The organism is Gracilibacillus saliphilus (assembly GCF_010994085.1).
Lineage (GTDB): Bacteria > Bacillota > Bacilli > Bacillales > Amphibacillaceae > Gracilibacillus > Gracilibacillus lacisalsi.
Map to the genome: position 1 here is coordinate 79368 of NZ_WJEB01000019.1, position 18613 is coordinate 97980.

Here is an 18613-nt window from a genome sequence, read left to right on the forward strand (position 1 = left end):
TCTGTCTCATTCGAACTCAAAACACATCAACTTCTGCTAAAATTTGGTCATTGTTTTGAATCAAGAAGATACGCTATAAACGAATTTCTTATATACCTTCAAATTACAGGAGGTAATAGCTAAGAAAAAAGGATAATTTACTCGAATCTCAATAGAAAGCAATCTGAGTAAACATTTCAAAGAAAATCAACACTTCGAGTCATTGATTTTGAAAATGTTGAGTTATACACTTGTTAATACCATTTTGAAAGGAAGGTGAATAAGTGGTTAAGAACCTTTATTTGAGGTATCGAATAACAAGAAGGGGGTGAATAACCAGAAGATCATTTTCATTCAGAGCACAAAGTCCACTTTTGGCTGATGCTAATTCTTCCAGATATTAACTGATAATTAATAATTGATCGACGAGAGGAGAAATATTTTGTGAAAAGAATAGGAAATTTGTTTGTCATTGGATTTATGTTTGCGTTATTGTTTATGACAGGTACAGTTTATGCAGATGAAGTTAATAAGAGTTATTACATTTCTCCAACTGGTAGTGATAGCAATCCTGGAACTAAAAGTGAACCATTTGAAAGTCTGATGAAGGCGCAATCCGAAGCTGCATTTGGTGATACCATATATATTCGTGGAGGGGTTTATGATGAGTTTGAAATAACAGAAACCAATAACCCTCATGAGGATGTTTATCATTTTGTGCATGATATTTATAAAAGCGGAATTACTTATAAGGCATATCCTGAAGATGAAAGACCTGTGTTTGATTTCAGTAGTGTGCCAACTGATCAACGAGTAGCTGCTTTTTATGTAGGTAGCGATGTAAGCGATATCAATTTTGAAGGGTTTAATGTGACAGGTATTAAAGTTGGTAATCAAAAACAATCCGAAGCTTTTAGATTACATGGTCAAGCAAACTTTTGGAATATGATTGTCCATGATAATGAAGCAAATGGTTTTTATTTTGCTGGTGGCCCAGCTTCTGGCATTGTTTATAATTCCGATGCTTATAACAACATTGGACCAACTGACAGCTCAGCTGGAAATATAGATGGTTTTGGTGCCCATGGAGAGGAAGTAGTTTTCATTAACAACAGAGCATGGAATAATAGTGATGATGGTTTTGACAGTATCAGTGTAGAAGGAGCAGTGATTCACCATAAAAACTGGTCTTTTAATCACAGGGGTAATCAAGAAGGCAAAGGCGACAAAAATGGTTTTAAAGTCGGTGGCTATAGTTATAGAACAACAGGAATCCCGGATCCTATGCCTGTTCACACCGTTCAATATAATTTAGCGGCTAATAACGGAGCCAATAATTTCTATGCCAACCATCAACCAGGAAAAGCAGCTGATTGGATTAATAATACGGCTTATAACCCCGGTTATGGTTCTAACTTCAATATGCTAGAGCGTGTTAGTCCAACTAGTGAAGAAGACATCCCTGGTTATAGAGAAGTTTTACACAATAACATAGCTTTTAAGGGAACAATAACATCAAATAATAATACTCCACCAGAAAACGAAACGAATAATTCTTGGACCTTAAATGGTGGTCTTCAAATCAAATCTGAAGATTTTTATAGTTTGGATATGACCCAATTAACTGCACCTAGAAAACCAGACGGTAGTTTACCTGATGTTACCTTTATGCAACCGGTCCCGACCAGTCCTCTTTACGAGTACGATTTAGGTTACCTTGCCTACCAAAAGAATCCCGTTTCAGCTCTACAAAAACTAGTGGACGTATTCGAACAATATGGCATGATAGATAATCACGAAATCGTAAAAAGCCTCCAGACGAAATTAGAGAAAAATAAGATAAAACCGTTTGTTAACCAGGTAGAGGCTCAATCGGGAAAACATATAGATAAAGGAATTGCTCGTGTTCTTATCCTAGAAGCGAAAGCGTTGAAAACCGAATAAAGATTTAACCCAGGTAGAAACTCCCTTCAATCCATATTGGTGTTTCTACCTTTTTCATACATTGGTGGTAGAGCAAAAATGATACTAGTCCAAACTTTCATATATAAGAAAATGATTTTCAAACGGATCCGATTTCTATACCAAAACTAGTATTAACGATAGCTCAAAGGAAAAGCTTATGTGAATGCTAAACAGTTACCACAACAAATCTTCATTTTCATCCATATACATCGGCGAAATATCCATAAATAAATACAAGGAATCAGCTAACGGATAGGAAAAAGTACGAATCCTATCACCTGTTTCGATATCATTGTAAAGATCAGAAAGAATCCCAGCTTGTTCTTCTTTCATGCGAATAACATTTTCAATAAAATACGGACGCCAACTCCAATTTTTCCCTTTAATCGTCTCATCCCAGACCCAGCCTTGATCCATATGAACAAGGTTAACAGTTTTCTGAAACCCATCTTCATCTGTTACATAAATTCGAAAAAAAATATGTTCCATTTCTTTTGCTAGACTATCAACTTGTTCATCTAAACTCTTATTCTTCTTCACTAGCTGCCATTTTTCTTGAACCTGTTGATTTAGTGTGGCTGTCAGCTGATATTTAGTAGTTAGTTTGGATCTTTCCACCTCAATAAACTGTTGGATATTTTGACGAAAACGTTCTTTCAATACGTCTTTTGCTACGAAGGTATCAGATGTTTCGGCGAGAAAGCTTCCTTGATAAAACCGGCCATTATTCCTCCATGCATAATGAAAGTGATAATTGGACGTAATACCGTCAAATAATAATTCGGCTCCAAGTTTACGCGCAAGTAATGATAGGGAATAAATGATGCCATGAAAACCATTAGAATTTGATTCACTTTGAAGGGCTTGCAAATCAACTTTTAAAATATCTGGTTCCATGAGGCTAATCCGATCTAAATTACTTGTTCCTGTTCCTAGATCATCAATAGCTACTTTCACACCCATCGTTTTTAAATATTTGAATGTGTGTGTCACCAGTTCAATATCTCCACGAAATTGATGCTCCGTTATTTCGATTACAATTTTGGAAAGATCAAGACCTTTTTCCTGATACTTTAACAGATGATTTAGAAACTGATCTTCCTTATCTAAGAGAAAATAATTCGCATGCACGTTCAAATACAAGTGCTCATCCATTCCTTGCTCAACATACTGTTTTAATGCCATGTCTTGAACCTTTTGATCAATTTCCATTTTGAAATCATCGGGAACATTCGTATCATGGAAAAATGAACCTAAAGGAATAACTTGATTATCTATTTCCAATCTACCTAACACTTCATAACCAGTCACTTCATGACTATCCGCACTGAAAATTGCTTGGAAATAAGGCTTCGCTTTATCTACATGCATCATTATATCTAAAGGATCCATCTTGATTCCCCTCTCTTTACATTAATTGTAACCGCACATATTGTTTTATTCAAAAAAATAGTCTGAATCCGATTGGAATTCAGACTATTCACTACTTCGATTAAAATTTCGCTTGATATCGATCTAATTCCCATTCCGTAACGGCTATACGATAACTATCCCACTCATCTTGTTTCAATGATAAGTATTCATTTAACGCATAGTCACCAAGAACTTTTTTACCAATTTCACCCGCTTTTAATGCTTGAATGGACTCACCTAATGTTGTCGGTAAGTTTTCAATACCACGCTCTTCACGTTCTTCATCACTCATGCTAAAGATATCATCTACTGTTTCTGTAGGTGCTTGTAATGATTTTTCCACACCATCGATACCAGCCGCTGCAATACTAGCATAAGCGTAGTATGGGTTAGCGCTTGGATCTGGACAACGAATTTCAACACGAGTTCCCGCGCCACGCGTAGCTGGAATACGAACTAATGCAGAACGGTTAGACGCAGACCATGCGATATAACAAGGTGCTTCATAACCTGGTACTAGACGTTTATAAGAGTTTACTAACGGATTTGTAAATGCAACAAATGATGGTACGTGGTGTAACAAACCAGCGATAAAAGAATAGGCTGTTTCAGATAACTCACGAGAATCAGACTCATCATAAAAAGCATTCTTCCCTGCTTTCTCATCGAATAGCGACATGTTCACGTGCATGCCGTTACCATTTTCACCAAATACCGGTTTTGGCATGAATGTAGCGCGTAGACCGAATTGCTGTGCTACAGTTTTCACAACCCATTTAAATGTAGTAGCATTATCTGCAGTTGTTAGTGCATCATCGAATTTAAAGTTAATTTCGTGTTGCCCTTGCGCCACTTCATGGTGAGAAGCTTCAATGGTAAAGCCCATCTTTTTCAAAGTCTTATAGATTTCCAAACGAACACGTTCACCTAAATCGTATGGAGCTGGTTCGAAATAGCCACCTTGGTCATGTACTTGTTGAGTTGGCTGTCCTTTTTCATCTGCTTCAAATAAAAAGAACTCTAATTCTGGACCTACGTTAACCGAAAAACCTTTTTCTTTAGCGTCATCTATTGTTTTTTTTAGAATATTTCGCGGATCTCCTTCGAACAAAGAACCATCAGGATTTGTGACACTGCATAAAAAACGCGCTTCTGAGTAATCTGGTTCTTCTGTCCACGGTAATACTGCGAATGAGTTTAGATCTGGTAATAGGTATAAATCTGATTTATTAATCGGTGTAAAACCTGTAATAGATGAACCGTCGAACATTGTTTTTCCTTCGACAACATCATCTAATTGTTCTGCTGTTACCGTCACCTGTTTTAATGTTCCTTCGATATCAACAAATTGTAAATGTAGTAATTCTACATGTTTCGTTTTAATTTCTTCTTTAATCGTTTCTAGTTGCGAGACAGTGTCCACTGTTTTCTCTGGAGCAATTGTTGCCATTTTTCATTTCCCCTTTTCCATGTAACTTTATTTAACATCCTTTGTTATTAACAATCCTACAATAGACCGAAACAAATCGTCATGACTTTTGTAAGAAAATCTAACAAACTTTTTTAGTGTTTTGTAAGTATTAAATGCTTTCTAATCATTGGCAAATCGCCTATCATGACCTTTGTACGGTAGCTTAATTTTTTTCGCAATAAATTGCATTATGTAAAGTGTGCTGTATACTTATTAAAAACATAGATAATGGTTACAGAAAAAAAACCGGTCCTTTTTATAGGATACCGGATTAAACAATCATTGATCTTTCACAAATAATTTTAAAGCTTGCCATTCCTCTGAAGTCAGTGTTATGCCTTTGCCCATTTTTTCATGATCTGGTGACCAATCACGAATATCATACTTTGGTTCACGATCATTCCAACTGATAAGATTAACTTCTTTACGCCATCCCTTTGGTGATTCAGAGAGGACAGCTACTTGTTCTATAATTTCAAATTTAATTCCTGCCAAGTTTAAAAACCCCCTATTATGATTCCATATTCCAAAGTCCGCATATAGAGGGAGACTTAACAGGTTTTAGCGCCTGTTATCCTCCCGTCTTAGCATTCTTGTGTAACTTGAAGCTTAAAGCGCACCGTCGTGATAAAAAGGAAGACATAGACTGCTACTAAATCTCTCTCTATTTTCTCTATATTTTAATTGAAGAAATTGGAGGATTCAACTTTTATGTGAAGTACCCATAGTTAGTGTAGTTTATATTTATCAATTAAATCACTTAAATTCTGATTCAAACTTGTTAAAGTTTCTGCTGAACTTGCAACATTACTGATTGCATTAATTTGTTCATCAATGGAAGAAGTAATTTCTTCAATAGATGCTGCTGTTTCTTGAGATACACTGGAGATACTCTCTACATTTTCATTCATTTTCTCTGCTTGTGTTGAAATGCCACCTATTTCTTCTTTCACCTTAGTAATAGCTTTAACAATGTCCTTTACTGCTTGTTGCATCTCCATAAACCTTGTTTCCGTCAGCTTCACATCGCTATTTAGTCCCTCTGATAACATACGATTCTCTTCTACAGCTTTTACCGTTTTTTCTGTTTCTGACACAATGGTTGACACAACATTTTGAACATTATGTGTCCCTTCTTTAGATTGTTCTGCAAGCTTACGAATCTCATCTGCAACAACAGCAAATCCTTTTCCATGTTCACCAGCTCTAGCTGCTTCAATACTTGCATTTAAAGCTAGAAGATTCGTTTCTTCCGCTACATGTTCAATCGTATCCATGACCTCTGTAATGTTTTGAACTTTTTGATGTAATTGACGAATGTCGTTCGAAATTTCATTCGCTCTAGTTACTGAATGTTGGTTTGATTCCTGAAGCTTTGAAACAATATCAATACCTTCATTTGATAAAGATTCTGTTTTATGTGAGATGTCGTCCATTTTTTCTGTTTGTTTCTGCATTTGCTGAATAGCTTCCGTTAATCTCTCCACGCGATAATGAATATCTTCTAAGTCATTCGCTTGTTCCTGTGTGCCTTTTGAAATTTCATTCATCGCATCACCAACTTCTTCACTACTTGCCGACGTTTCCTCAGAAATGGCAGACAAATCTGTCGCTGAATCTAATAACTGATCACTAGATTTCTGAACATTGGTTACAAGGCTTCTTAACTCTGCAGACATTTGATTAAAGGAACTAACAAGTATACCAATTTCATCAGTTGATTCTGGTAAATCAGATTCACTAATATTCCCATTTGCGATATTGGTGGCTTGTGACGCAACATCTTTTAATAAACTTAATTTCTTTCGTGTTAAGAAGTAAAACAATATCGAGCTTGCTATAATAATTATGGCAGTAATAGCGAAGATAACAAATTGCAATACATTTAATCCTTCATAAAACTCATCTTGAAATACCGCAACCCCAACCGTCCAATCCCACGGTTCAAAATATCTCATGTAAGCTGTCTTATCACGGTAGCTACCATCTGGTTGTTCATCATTATATTTTACAAATCGCTCTGAAGGAGCATTATTTGCTCCTGCTTCTATCATACGGGCGCGATTATTTCTGTTTAATTCATCTGCTGGTTCTCCCCCAATTTTGCTAGGGTGAAGTTGCAATACTAAATCTTGATCGTAAGCAAGTACATAACCACGATCTTTATAAACAAAGTTTGTCTGTGTGTAATCATACTCATTATTCTCGTTAACAGGTCCATTTAACATCTCTCTTGCTTTATCTTTTGCTTCTTCTTCACTTAAATCTCCTGATTCTACTTCTTCATTTAATAACTCCAGAACAGTGTATGCACCATCGGTAATTTTCTGTAATTCACTTTCCCCTGAGTCTAAAAGTTGACCTTTGGCTACTTGATAACTAAAAATACCGATGACGATACCTGTAATTGCTGTAATTACTATAATTAGTGCGATTAACTTTATTGAGATACTTTGCAATTTTTTCATGTTATACTCCCCTCCTATGCCTTATATCGACAAATTTCTCAAAATTTCAATGAAGGGAGACTAAAATCAATCGAAGTTAATCATTTTTATAGTGTCTATTTAAAAAAGTAAAGAATAATAAAATCATAAACACGAAAACGGAAAGAAAGATAAACATTTGTGAAAAGCTAGTATACTTAATGATCACCCCTAAAACAAAGGAGCCTAATGCGATCCCTAAATCATATAAAGTATAAAAGGTTGCTGTTGCATGTCCAGTACGATGTTGCTTCACTCTGGAGACAGCTATCGTTAAGAAAAACGGCAACAATGAGCCATAACCGACGCCGATTACAGCAGCAGCAATCAAAAACGTGACCGCATGATTAGAAAAGCTTAGCATGAATAACCCTAAAGAAAATAAAACCATACAAGGAATAATGACCGGCTTTGGTCCTCGAAGATCGAACTGTTTCCCTAAAAATGGTCTTGATAAAAGCATCGTTACTGCAAACACAACAAAGAAGTAATTGGATACATGATCTAATCCACGTGCATTAGCATAAACAGAGATAAAGGAAACAATACTTGCATAAGCAAAAGCAATCAGCAAGCCGATAAAGGAAATAGAGACTGCTTCTTTTTCAAGTAATTCCTTCCACTTAAATGAAGTTCCTTTTGGCTTGTCAGTACCTGTTACCTCTTTCGCTTGAACGAAAAAGCTAGAGATCACACTTAAAACCGTAAACAGGTTAAGCATAAGAAATAAGTTATAATATGAAGTAAATTGGATTACGGTAAGTCCTATAAAGGGACCAAAAACAACCGCTAAATTCATTGCCATTGTAAAGTATCCAAGTCCTTCTCCACGCCTTTTGGCTGGTACAATATCTGCAGCAATTGCAGATGTTACGGTTGTAACAATCGCAAATGATAATCCGTGAATAAAACGAAGTACCAGCATTGTCATAAAAGTGTCTACAAATAAATAAAAAATCATCGTCATCGCAAAAAGAATACTACTGATTAATAACATTTTGCGTTTGCCAAATTTATCGAGAATGGTACCTGAAAATGGTCTTAACAATATCGCAGCCAACAGCATGGCAGTGACAACGAGACCACCTTGCGCTTCCGTAGCACCCCACTTATCAATCACATACAACGGTAATGTCGTTAGTAACGTATAAAATGTGATAAAAATAAACAGATTCACTGCCGCTATACTTATAAAATTCTTCGTCCATATTCTTGGTTGGGACATACCTATTCATCTCTTTCTATTGATAGTTTTTCTAGAAGGTGTTGTAAAGTAAGTTTTTCCTGTTCTGATAATTGTTCCAAAAATAATTCTTCTGTTTGTTTCACTGCTTGAATAATTTCCAGATAGGTTGATGTTGCTTTTTCCGTTAATGTGACAATCCGTTCTCGTTTGTCGGTTCCAATTTTCCGCTCAACCCAACCGCTTTGCTCCATCCTTATTAATGTTCTCGTGATGGTTGGAGCTTCCACCTTTAAATATTGCCATATTTCAGTCTGTGTCATGTTCCCCTTTTGATATAAAGTATAAACAATTGTCCATTGAGAATGATAAAGTCCAAACTGTTTTAAAGTTATGTTTAATTCATTTTGAAACATTCGCAGTTTTTGATGATATAAGTGCAACAAATGACTCGTATCCATGTTCTTACTCCCTTCCATTTTATTTACCTAGGTAAATAAATAACTTTACAAGTATAAGATATAAGTGATAAAAAGTAAAGAAGCAGCCAGTAATAACTGGCTACTTCTTGCTTCTCATTCGTTCTTTTACATATTCAATAAATTCATTTGCTTTTTGTTCGGGTGGTTGTGTCATTAAACTAACTACCATAAATAAAGCTGTTGCAACCACAATTCCCCAGATACCAGATTTCAAACCGAGTAATAATCCGCCAGTTGCCTCTATATAAATCACCAAAATACTACTAATGGTAACACTGACGATAACTCCAGCTGCTGTACCTCTTTTCCAGAAGAAAGTCCCGACGATTGCTGGAACAACAACAATTAATCCGGCTGAAGAAGCAACAGAAAGAACTGCAATTAAATCAAGCTCCAATTGAGCAAATAAAAAGGCTAATACAGCAATTACCGGGATAACGATTTTACCGATTAATAATTGCTTATGATCGTCAATGTCCCCTTTCACATTACGATATACGTCTCGTGAAAATAAAGATGATAATGTTAGTAAAATCGAATCAATGGTTGAAATTGCAGCAGCCATAATTCCAACCATTACGATCACACCTAAAATCGGTGGAACGACTTCAGAAGATAACAACATCGGAGTCGCTAAATCCGCATTTTCTAAACCAGGGAATAGAATAGATGCTGAGAAGCCCCAGACAACAGACACAACCGTATATATAAGTCCAAAAACTAAAAATCCCATTAACATATGACGCATACTTTTTAAAGAAGCTGGCATAAACAATCGCTGACTTACTTGTGGATTGGATATACTAAAGAAAAACCATGGTATGGTTAATCCTAAAAACGTCCAGAAATTAAAATATCCATTGCCCGGAACGGCAAATGCTTGTGGATCATTCGCTTCAATTGATGCAAAAAATCCACTCACACCCCCTAAACTATTGACAATTAAAATGACGACAATAGTTGAAGTAATGATCATGATTAATGATTGTAAGGAATCGGTCCATGCCACCGATCGAATCCCCGCAATATAAGAAAAGACAAGTGCTAATACCGTTGCAATAATAACACCTGTGGTATAAGGTATCGCATCATTCGTCACCCCTTGCAGCAAATAGCCGATTCCTGTTAACTGAACAGCACTGTACGGAATTAAAAATAAACAGCTGGCAATCGCCGAAACGATAGCTACCCATCTATTCTGATAACGGTCACCTAACATTTCGGATGGTGTTACATAACCATACTTATTACCTACTAGCCAAAAGCGTGGACCAAATATAGCAACAAGGGAAACCCCCATAAAATAAATAATTTCAAACCCTAAGGCACCGACACCACCATTGTAAGTAAGGCCTGCCAGTCCAACTAACATAAAAGCACTGTAAGTTGTAGCACTATAACTTAAAGCTGATACAAAACCATTTAATTTTCGTTCTCCTAAAAAGTATCCAGACATACTGTTTTGTCTGCCATTTCTTGATAAATAAGCAATGACAATAGCAATCACCACATAAATGGTAATCGTTGACCAAACCAATGTTGTGCTCATTCCTCGTCACTCCAGTCCGTTGTTAAGAAGTAATTCGCCAAAATGGTGATAACTGCTAAGATCGACCAGACTAAAAAACTGCCATACCATTTCGTGATATCACTGAGGAATGTGTAAGGAATCACATAACCAAGAATAACAACAAGCAAAATAATAAGTCCCCAAAATTTCTCTTTTTGATTCACTTCTCTCACCTATCCTTTCGTGTCATGATTCTTATTATACAGATAATCATACATGTGTAAAGACACCTGTTAAAAATTTTCATTCTTATAAAGAGAACTATGATCAATCTTAAGCACCACAATAAAAAAACACGACCAGCTTCAGAGCTGATCGCAACTTTTTAATCTTCTGGCGGATCTGGATTTTGGTCTTTTAATACTTCTAACGGGGAACGCTTCTTCTTTTTCTTTTTCCAACGTTTAATATAAATGGTTGGTGATTCATAATCATCAGATGCGATAATATCACGATTCGATGCTCGCATAAATGACCATGCTAATAAGAACATGATGAAAATTAATGGAAAACCACCCACAATACTAGCTGTCTGTAGGGTATCCAAACCACCAAGGAACATTAATGTAAGTGGCATAATACATAATGTAAATGCCCAGAAAAGTCGGTTCCATCTCAGTGGCTCATTTTCTACTTCCTTTTGCGCAACAGATGCTAAAATAAATGAGGATGAATCAAACGTCGTTGCTAGAAAAATGATTGCAAGAATCGTAAAGGCTGCAACCATTAGTCCTGGCAGTGGAAGTTGGCCAATAATCGCAATAATTGTTGCTGGTGCGCCAAAGTCATTAATATAGCTCATTGCGTCAAATTGTCCTGTTAACTGTAGATGTAAGCCAAAGTTGCCCATGATACCGAAAAAAAGTACACAACCTAATGTACCGTATAACATTGTACCAAATATCATCTCCCGGATCGTACGCCCTCTCGAAATACGGGCAACAAATAAGCCGACAAACGGTGCATATACTAGCCACCATGCCCAATAAAAGACAGTCCATGCTTCTGGGAAACCAGATTCAGTGAACTCATCCAAATTTCCGAACGGTTCTACCCATGTTGCCATTTTAAAGAAGTTATCTAATAAAATACCTATGGAGTTGAAGGTTGTCTCCATAATGAACCGAGTAGGACCAAGCACGAGAATAAAGGCTAGTATAAAAAGTGCTAACCATAAGTTAATATCACTTAACAGCTTAATACCTTTCCGTAGACCGGAATAGGCACTTACCGCAAAAATGGTCGTACAGACAAGCATGATAACTGCTTGTAACCACAAGGTAACTGGCCAGCCTGTCAAATAGTGAACTCCTTCTGCAATCATTGGAGTTCCCAAAGCTAATGTAGTTCCTGCTCCACCTAATAATCCAAAAATAAAGAAAATATCGATAATTTTCCCTAATGGTCCATCTACCAAACCGCCTAAAACAGGCCTAACTGCTTCACTTACTTTTAGTACAGGTTTCTTACGAACATAGAAAAAGTACGCGATTGGTAATGCCGGTAATGTATAAATCGCCCATGCTATCGGTCCCCAGTGAAAAATACCATAGGCAGTTGCCCACTGAATTGCTTCAGTTGATTCTCCTGCCAAACCGAATGGAGGACCTTGATAGTAGTATACCCATTCAATAACAGACCAGTACAAAATACTGGAACCAATACCTGCTGCAAATAACATTGCGGCCCATGAAAAAGTATTAAATTCAGGTTTTTGACCTTCATCACCTAATTTCACGTGACCATTCTTACTAAACGCAACATATAAAAGAAAAGCAAATATAATGAGACCCATCGCTAAATACAGCACACCGAAATTAGTGGTCATAAAAGTATTAGCCATACCAACAATTTCTTTTCCTTGTTCCGGAAATAAAACAAGTGGTAGTACTACTGCTAGTAACAGTAAAAACGCTCCAATAAATGTCGGCCAATCAATCAGTCGATGTCTCATTGTTTTTCACACCTTCCTATTTGATATTATTTTTTAACTTTCCCATACTAGCTAAAAACAAACTAAAAAGAGGACAATTTTTTCATTGTCCTCTTCTTACTTTTTCTTATTTTTATTATGTTGATTCGATACATTTCTTCGAATATGGATGTTATACCACAGTAACGCAATTGCAATAATAAAAATAACAATCGCTGGAACATGAATAACACCTGTTAAATCTAATATCATCATTACAACTAATACTGTCAGCAATGGTATTCGAATTTTGTTATAGTTCATGACATCCCCCTTTAAGTGCGTGTTCAAAAAGTTTAGAAGTGACTTTTTGAACAAACTCTTTAACCGCTTTCATCCATTAATCCTATCATAAGTAGCGAGGAATTCATAATGTTAACCAAATAATTGCTTTTGGGCTGCTAAACTCATCTGTGATGGATTCCATGCAGGCTCCCATACTAATTCAACGGTAACATTCTCTATTTCATCTATTTGCAGCAATCGTTTTTTGACACCATTTACAATACTATCATGCATAGGGCACCCTGGGGTAGTTAATGTCATTTTTATTAAAACATCATTTGATTCAGCTATTAGAATGTCATATACCAACCCTAAATCAACAATATTTATTGCTAATTCCGGATCTATTACCTCATACAAAGCTTCTTCTATCACTTCACGATCCATCACTTCCACTCCTCTATTTAAATAATACAAGTATCATTGATAGCGCATATACCATAGACACAATCATCATGACGCCTTGTGCTAACCACACACCTACTCCAATTTGAGTTAACATCGAACCAATCATTACCACAACACTAATTGTTAAAATCGCAAAAAGAACTACTGCTAATTTTTCATTGATCATCTCTTTTAAAGTAGGTACCCTTTCTTTCCCAACAAAGTCTGCATATTGTTTGGTCCACCATAAAAAAGGAACAATTTTATATAAATAACCTAAAATACTGAAGACAATCCAACACATAATATAACTAAATAAAAGAATACCCCAATGAAAGACTGATTGTAGATCGATAACAACTAAAATCACAGCAATAATATGGATAACGTTCCCAAGTAAAATGGCAAACAGGGAAAAAACAAAGGCTTTATCCAACTTTCTTTTCAAACGATTCCGGTAGATGATGTACATATTATAGGTAAATAATGTGAAGCCTATTGCCAATAACAGAAAACCGATTGCTTGTACATAGGCTATTTGTATCCAAAACGAAACAGATACACATAGCAATCCCATGCTGTAACTGCAGATCGCATATTTGCCGTAACGAGTAGGATAATCATGTGATAAACTGAACATAGGAACCAATTTATAAGAAAAGCCGAAAATCAACAGGCTAAACCATCCCGCTACTCCTAACAAGATATGGGTATAAAAAATCGATTCATGGAACGGTATACCTTTTGTTGCAAAACTATAAGCGAGCAAAAAACCTGCTGCAATTGTAAAAAGGAGCATAACTAACGCAGTCAGAACAAAGGCATACATAATTGATTTTTTCTCTGTTTGACGAAGCGTAATAGCCATTTGGAGCAAAAACATACATAACCCTATTACAACAATTGCCGCTCCATAAATGGATTGAGTAGGACTTATTGCTAATAAACCGGCAAATATAACCACACCAGAACAACTGAAAAGTAATGGGAAATACGCTAGCTTTAGTCTCCAAATACTAGTTAAAAACACCACAGGTACAAGTTGGTACATTGCCCCCATCGCAACAATCATCGCAAACCCTAATAGTAATAAATGGGCTGCAGACCAAATTTCAGGTATGCGAAATTGTCCTTGTAAAATCGATGTACTGTTCCAAAAAATGATAATCTGTGCAACTACAAAGGCCACTAAGCCAAAAACAATAAAACTTAAAGGTAATCGAATATCGGTCGTACTCTTGATGTTTCCAGTTGTCATCATTTTATTCACCACGCTTTGTAATGATTATCTTAAAACTGCCATCCTGTTGGGGTTCTGTTACATAATCAAAGCCCAGTTCATCTAATTCTTCATATAAAAACATTGGTCTTCGGTCATTGATAATGGTCAACACTTCACCAACTGTCATCGTTTCTAATTGATTCAAGGTGCGAATCATCGGTTGAGGCGGCTCCATCCCTCTGTTATCTAATGTGATCATCAGCCTTCACCTCTTTTCGATAGATGACTTTCCAATGTTTCCTTTCGATTTTCTCAGCTTGATAGATAAATCCCTTACGTCCTAAAAGTTTATGCAATGGTATCGGATTGAATGGCGCATGTAGTATAAAAGCTTGATTCTCTTTTAAACCTTTGACAGTTCCCATAATTTTATCGAATGGTTCTTTTTTTAACGCTAAATCTTCACGGACATCTAGTTCAACATATTCTTCCGTCATCATTATCCCTCCTCCTTTATCATTTTGCTAATCGTCCATAGACACCCACTAATGAAAATATATCTCTATGATAATCATTATCAATTAAATAAGAAGTGATTTTAGTCACATTTTTACGTTATGAGTGTTTGATATCACATTTTTGTTTATCAAAACATGATATGTTATCGCAGAAGGAGGGAATGATTTGTTGAAGACTAAATTACTTGTAGTCATTGTCCTAACGTATATGTTGATTGTTTTTGGAGGTTATGTAGCATCATCCGAATCAGGAATGGGATGTGGACCGGAATGGCCGTTATGTAATGGAGCGGTGATACCCGAATTACAGGGTGATACTTTAATCGAATTTGCCCACCGTGTGATTGGACTTGTTTTGTTTTTACTGTTCAGCCAGATTGTCCTACAAATTTATAAGAAGAAACGATATCAGCATCTAAAAACTATTACGTTATACAGTTATTTGTTACTCCTATTTCAAATCATAGCGGGGGCTGTCGTAGTCATATTGGATTTGCCTGCTCTTGTTGTGACACTGCATCTTATGTTAGCCATGATTTTTTCTGGGTTATTACTTTATCTCTATCACCATACAAATAACACCCTTTTTAATGAAAAGAAGTTCATACATTTGCGGTTATTGTTATTGATCCTACTCATCACGATAGGATTGGGCGCCTATATCAAACACACATCGATTGGTCTAGCATGTAGTTGGTTGGATTGTCATGACACATTTATGCCAGCCTCCTTAGTAGAATGGATACAAACGATCCATCGAGTTTTTGCTCTTATTAGTTTTGTATATCTCATTTTTGTCACTTTTATTTACCGCAACCGTTCTATACTGATTGCGCTCGTTTTATTTGTTATCCAAGTGGCGGTTGGTATTATCACCATCTTGACCAATATAGATATGTTCTGGAGTGTATTACATTTAGCCTTTGCCACTGCTGTTTACTATTTTGTGTTAGATACATGGCTGCAACCAAGAAAATAAAGGATAGCATAACAGTAAACGCTCAAGCTCACGGTGAACTTGAGCGTTATTGTCGAAGATTATTTATTTGTTACATCTTTCAACCTTCTATTTACTTCTGGTATAACTTTGTGGACTAGTAAATCCATCGTTTGTTTGATGGATTCGATCGGTTGCCCACCAAAATCAACTTGTGCGTAAAATCGATCATGATGAAACAATTGATGTTGGTAGATTATTTTTTCTACGATTTGTTCTGGTGTTCCTACAAATAACGTCGATTCATTACTTGTGATAAATTCTAAATCTGTTCGAGCAGCGCCCATTGCTCCACCAATTCCTTGTTTCGTTAAATGTTTCCAATAATTAGAATAATAGGAATAGAAGTCCTGTTCTAACTCCGTTTCTGTTTCACGAATCATGGTATGACCAGCAATCGCAACTACTGGTCTTTCCCCTTGATAGACTTCATGATAACGGTGCACTAATCGTTGATACTTTTTAGCAATTCCACCAATCATCACAATAGTTAACCCGCAGCCATTGCGCCCTGCTCGCTCGGCACTCTCGAGCGTTCCACCAACTCCGATCGAAATCGGTAACGTGTTCTGTAGAGGACGTGGCGCAATTTCTGCCGCTTGTAAAGCTGGTCGGTATCTACCTTCCCATGTTACTCTTTCTTGTTGATTCAGCTGTAAAAATAGTTGTAAATGTTCATCAAAGAGGTCATCATAATCCTTTTCACTGTAACCAAACAACGGAAAGGATTCGACAAATGCACCTCTCCCTGCCGTAAATTCCACACGACCGCCTGATAACAAATCTAAGGTCGCAAAATCTTCGAATAATCGTACAGGGTCTGCTGTATTTAATAAGGAGGTCAAGGCTGTTAATTTGATCTTACTTGTTTGCTGTGAAATGGCAGCAAGCAGCATTTGCGGCGAGGAAACAGCGTAATCCAGACGATGATGCTCACCCACACCAAATAGGTCTAAGCCTATTTGATCTGCATATCGAGCCATTTCCACTAACATATCGACTCGTTCTTTTGTTGTTATCGCTTGTGTTGTTTTCGGATCTTCTAAGATTTCAGATAAACTATACACACCAAACTCCATACTATTCTACCTCTCTCTCTTTTGTAAGCAGAGCTTTCCAATTTGACCACGGGAACTGATTAGGCGGAAAGGACACCGCACTGATTTCCTCTTTACGAACCGGGTGAAAAAGTCGTAATTCGTGCGACCATAACGCAATTTGCTGACCAGGCTTGTTTACCTTTTTCCCATATTTCTGATCGCCGTATAGCGGATATCCACGTGAAGCAAACTGAACTCGAATTTGATGTGGGCGTCCGGTATGTAAATTAATTTTTACCAAGCTCAAACCTTTATCACTAGCTAAAAGCTGATAATCAAGCACAGCTTTTTTTGCTTTTGAATTATTTTTTGACGAAACCGTGACAATATTGTGACGACGATCTTTCCACAAAAAATCGACCCATTCCTCAGCTGGCGCCGGAACCCCTCTGACAACAGCCAAATATGTTTTATCTAATTCATTTTTTCGGATTGTATCAGATAATCGGGATGCTGCCTTTGAAGTTTTCGCAAATACCATCACACCACCAACTGGTCGATCTAACCGATGGACTAGCCCTAAATAAACATTACCAGGCTTCTGATAGCGAATTTTAATATCTTCCTTTAAAATAGTGAGAAAATCCTCATCATTACTTTGATCTTTCTGTACAGGTACATTAACTGGTTTTTCCACCATTAGCAAGTGATTGTCTTCATATAAAATATGGATATTCATAAGAAACCCCTTTTTTTGTTGATAGTCATTCATACTAACATTCTAACATAAGAAGCGTTTAGAGCACCTGTTCAAAATGTTTTACTACAGCGATTTATATCCCTTCTTTTAAAAATTCTTTAAATACAAAAAGATCCCCTAACTATCGTAGGAGACCTTTTATTCTTTACTATTCTACTATTAAGGTTGCCACCATATCGTCGTGACCAGCACCACACATAATCGAACATCTAATAGTATATTCACCTGGTTCAAGTGTTGCAGTTTGAGAACCTGCGTCATCCAATGCAATATCAGTACCTTCTATTTCGATACCATGGAAACCTTCTTCGTTTGTTAAGTTTACTGTAACTTCACCGGCTGGTACGGTATATTCTTCTTGATCAAATTGCCAGTTAGATGCCTGGATATCTACTGTTTCACCATCACCGCTTGCATTTTCTCCAGCTTCTCCATCGCTATTTGAACTTCCTTCATCATCACCGCCACCACAAGCAGCAAGCACAAGTGCTAATGATAATGTCATCATGCCTAAAAGTATTTTTTTCATGATTGTTTTTCCCCTTTCTATTCCATTTTGTTTGTCAACCACTTACATCATAAATGATTGCCTACGACATTCATATGATTTTAATCACACTCAGGTTGTGATATGGCTCACTTTATAACCAATCAAAATATCCTATGCTTGAGTCAAATCCAATAGATAGGAGGTTCACAAGATGTATTCCAACACAAAGAAATCAAAGCATTCCATGTCAGGAACGATCGCCTCTGTCACTATTGTTGCTTTAATTATTATTTTGATGTGGGCAGGTGTATTTGCAATTTATATGGCTAGAGTGTGATCTATGACTCTATTATAACGATTGGTTTCTTTATTTATCTACTTTTACGTTATATT

20 protein-coding genes are annotated in these 18613 nt (G+C 36.6%); 3 read left to right on the forward strand and 17 right to left on the reverse strand.

Annotated features, from left to right (window positions below; genetic code table 11):
• Window positions 1-423: 423 nt before the first annotated feature.
• Window positions 424-1923, forward strand: a complete 1500-nt coding sequence (locus tag GHT08_RS13130; protein ID WP_238343573.1) for a right-handed parallel beta-helix repeat-containing protein — start codon at window positions 424-426, stop codon at window positions 1921-1923.
• Between the two features lie 195 nt (window positions 1924-2118).
• Here GHT08_RS13130 and GHT08_RS13135 read toward each other — a convergent pair whose 3' ends face one another.
• From GHT08_RS13135 to GHT08_RS13200, 14 genes are all read right to left on the reverse strand, one after another.
• Window positions 2119-3336 (reverse strand): EAL domain-containing protein, encoded by a 1218-nt coding sequence (locus GHT08_RS13135; RefSeq protein WP_163581844.1) that lies wholly within the window; start codon window positions 3334-3336, stop codon window positions 2119-2121.
• Between the two features lie 100 nt (window positions 3337-3436).
• Window positions 3437-4807 carry a type I glutamate--ammonia ligase gene (gene glnA, locus GHT08_RS13140; RefSeq protein WP_163581845.1) on the reverse strand — a complete coding sequence of 457 codons (1371 nt, stop codon included), beginning with the start codon at window positions 4805-4807 and terminating at the stop codon, window positions 3437-3439.
• A gap of 300 nt (window positions 4808-5107) precedes the next feature.
• Window positions 5108-5323 carry a YdbC family protein gene (locus GHT08_RS13145; protein ID WP_163581846.1) on the reverse strand — a complete coding sequence of 72 codons (216 nt, stop codon included), beginning with the start codon at window positions 5321-5323 and terminating at the stop codon, window positions 5108-5110.
• A gap of 233 nt (window positions 5324-5556) precedes the next feature.
• On the reverse strand, window positions 5557-7296 hold the full coding sequence (locus GHT08_RS13150) for a methyl-accepting chemotaxis protein (protein ID WP_163581847.1): 1740 nt from the start codon (window positions 7294-7296) through the stop codon (window positions 5557-5559).
• Window positions 7297-7372: 76 nt separating this feature from the next.
• Complete coding sequence (locus tag GHT08_RS13155; protein ID WP_163581848.1) at window positions 7373-8539, reverse strand: MFS transporter; 1167 nt, start codon at window positions 8537-8539, stop codon at window positions 7373-7375.
• Window positions 8540-8541: 2 nt separating this feature from the next.
• Window positions 8542-8958 carry a MarR family winged helix-turn-helix transcriptional regulator gene (locus GHT08_RS13160; RefSeq protein ID WP_163581849.1) on the reverse strand — a complete coding sequence of 139 codons (417 nt, stop codon included), beginning with the start codon at window positions 8956-8958 and terminating at the stop codon, window positions 8542-8544.
• Window positions 8959-9058: 100 nt separating this feature from the next.
• Entirely contained in the window at window positions 9059-10528 is a 1470-nt protein-coding gene (locus GHT08_RS13165; protein WP_163581850.1) for a sodium:solute symporter family protein, read from the reverse strand.
• Window positions 10525-10713 (reverse strand): hypothetical protein, encoded by a 189-nt coding sequence (locus GHT08_RS13170; RefSeq protein WP_163581851.1) that lies wholly within the window; start codon window positions 10711-10713, stop codon window positions 10525-10527. The genes GHT08_RS13165 and GHT08_RS13170 overlap by 4 nt, the downstream gene beginning before the upstream one ends.
• A 161-nt stretch (window positions 10714-10874) precedes the next feature.
• Complete coding sequence (locus GHT08_RS13175) at window positions 10875-12503, reverse strand: BCCT family transporter (RefSeq protein ID WP_163581852.1); 1629 nt, start codon at window positions 12501-12503, stop codon at window positions 10875-10877.
• A 96-nt stretch (window positions 12504-12599) separates the two neighbouring features.
• Window positions 12600-12785, reverse strand: a complete 186-nt coding sequence (locus GHT08_RS13180; RefSeq protein ID WP_018933061.1) for a hypothetical protein — start codon at window positions 12783-12785, stop codon at window positions 12600-12602.
• A 111-nt stretch (window positions 12786-12896) separates the two neighbouring features.
• Window positions 12897-13193, reverse strand: coding sequence for a metal-sulfur cluster assembly factor (locus tag GHT08_RS13185; protein WP_163581853.1), 297 nt, complete (start codon window positions 13191-13193; stop codon window positions 12897-12899).
• Window positions 13194-13206: 13 nt separating this feature from the next.
• Window positions 13207-14451, reverse strand: a complete 1245-nt coding sequence (locus GHT08_RS13190) for a hypothetical protein (RefSeq protein WP_163581854.1) — start codon at window positions 14449-14451, stop codon at window positions 13207-13209.
• Between the two features lie 4 nt (window positions 14452-14455).
• On the reverse strand, window positions 14456-14671 hold the full coding sequence (locus tag GHT08_RS13195; RefSeq protein ID WP_163581893.1) for a DUF2249 domain-containing protein: 216 nt from the start codon (window positions 14669-14671) through the stop codon (window positions 14456-14458).
• Window positions 14658-14912, reverse strand: a complete 255-nt coding sequence (locus GHT08_RS13200; RefSeq protein WP_163581855.1) for a DUF2249 domain-containing protein — start codon at window positions 14910-14912, stop codon at window positions 14658-14660. Before GHT08_RS13200 ends, GHT08_RS13195 begins: the two co-directional genes overlap by 14 nt.
• A gap of 187 nt (window positions 14913-15099) precedes the next feature.
• Here GHT08_RS13200 and GHT08_RS13205 point away from each other — a divergent pair, with 187 nt between their 5' ends.
• The gene (locus GHT08_RS13205) at window positions 15100-15912 is read left to right on the forward strand and encodes a COX15/CtaA family protein (RefSeq protein ID WP_163581856.1); all 813 of its coding nucleotides are present in this window, start codon (window positions 15100-15102) and stop codon (window positions 15910-15912) included.
• A 59-nt stretch (window positions 15913-15971) separates the two neighbouring features.
• Here GHT08_RS13205 and GHT08_RS13210 read toward each other — a convergent pair whose 3' ends face one another.
• From GHT08_RS13210 to GHT08_RS13220, 3 genes are all read right to left on the reverse strand, one after another.
• Window positions 15972-17009 carry an LLM class flavin-dependent oxidoreductase gene (locus GHT08_RS13210; RefSeq protein WP_163581857.1) on the reverse strand — a complete coding sequence of 346 codons (1038 nt, stop codon included), beginning with the start codon at window positions 17007-17009 and terminating at the stop codon, window positions 15972-15974.
• Window position 17010: 1 nt separating this feature from the next.
• Window positions 17011-17709, reverse strand: coding sequence for an RluA family pseudouridine synthase (locus tag GHT08_RS13215; RefSeq protein ID WP_163581858.1), 699 nt, complete (start codon window positions 17707-17709; stop codon window positions 17011-17013).
• 169 nt (window positions 17710-17878) lie between these two features.
• Complete coding sequence (locus tag GHT08_RS13220) at window positions 17879-18259, reverse strand: cupredoxin domain-containing protein (RefSeq protein ID WP_163581859.1); 381 nt, start codon at window positions 18257-18259, stop codon at window positions 17879-17881.
• Window positions 18260-18431: 172 nt separating this feature from the next.
• On the opposite strand from GHT08_RS13220, the gene GHT08_RS13225 reads away from it, so the two are divergent.
• The gene (locus tag GHT08_RS13225) at window positions 18432-18557 is read left to right on the forward strand and encodes a cytochrome C oxidase subunit II (protein ID WP_163581860.1); all 126 of its coding nucleotides are present in this window, start codon (window positions 18432-18434) and stop codon (window positions 18555-18557) included.
• Window positions 18558-18613 lie beyond the last annotated feature (56 nt).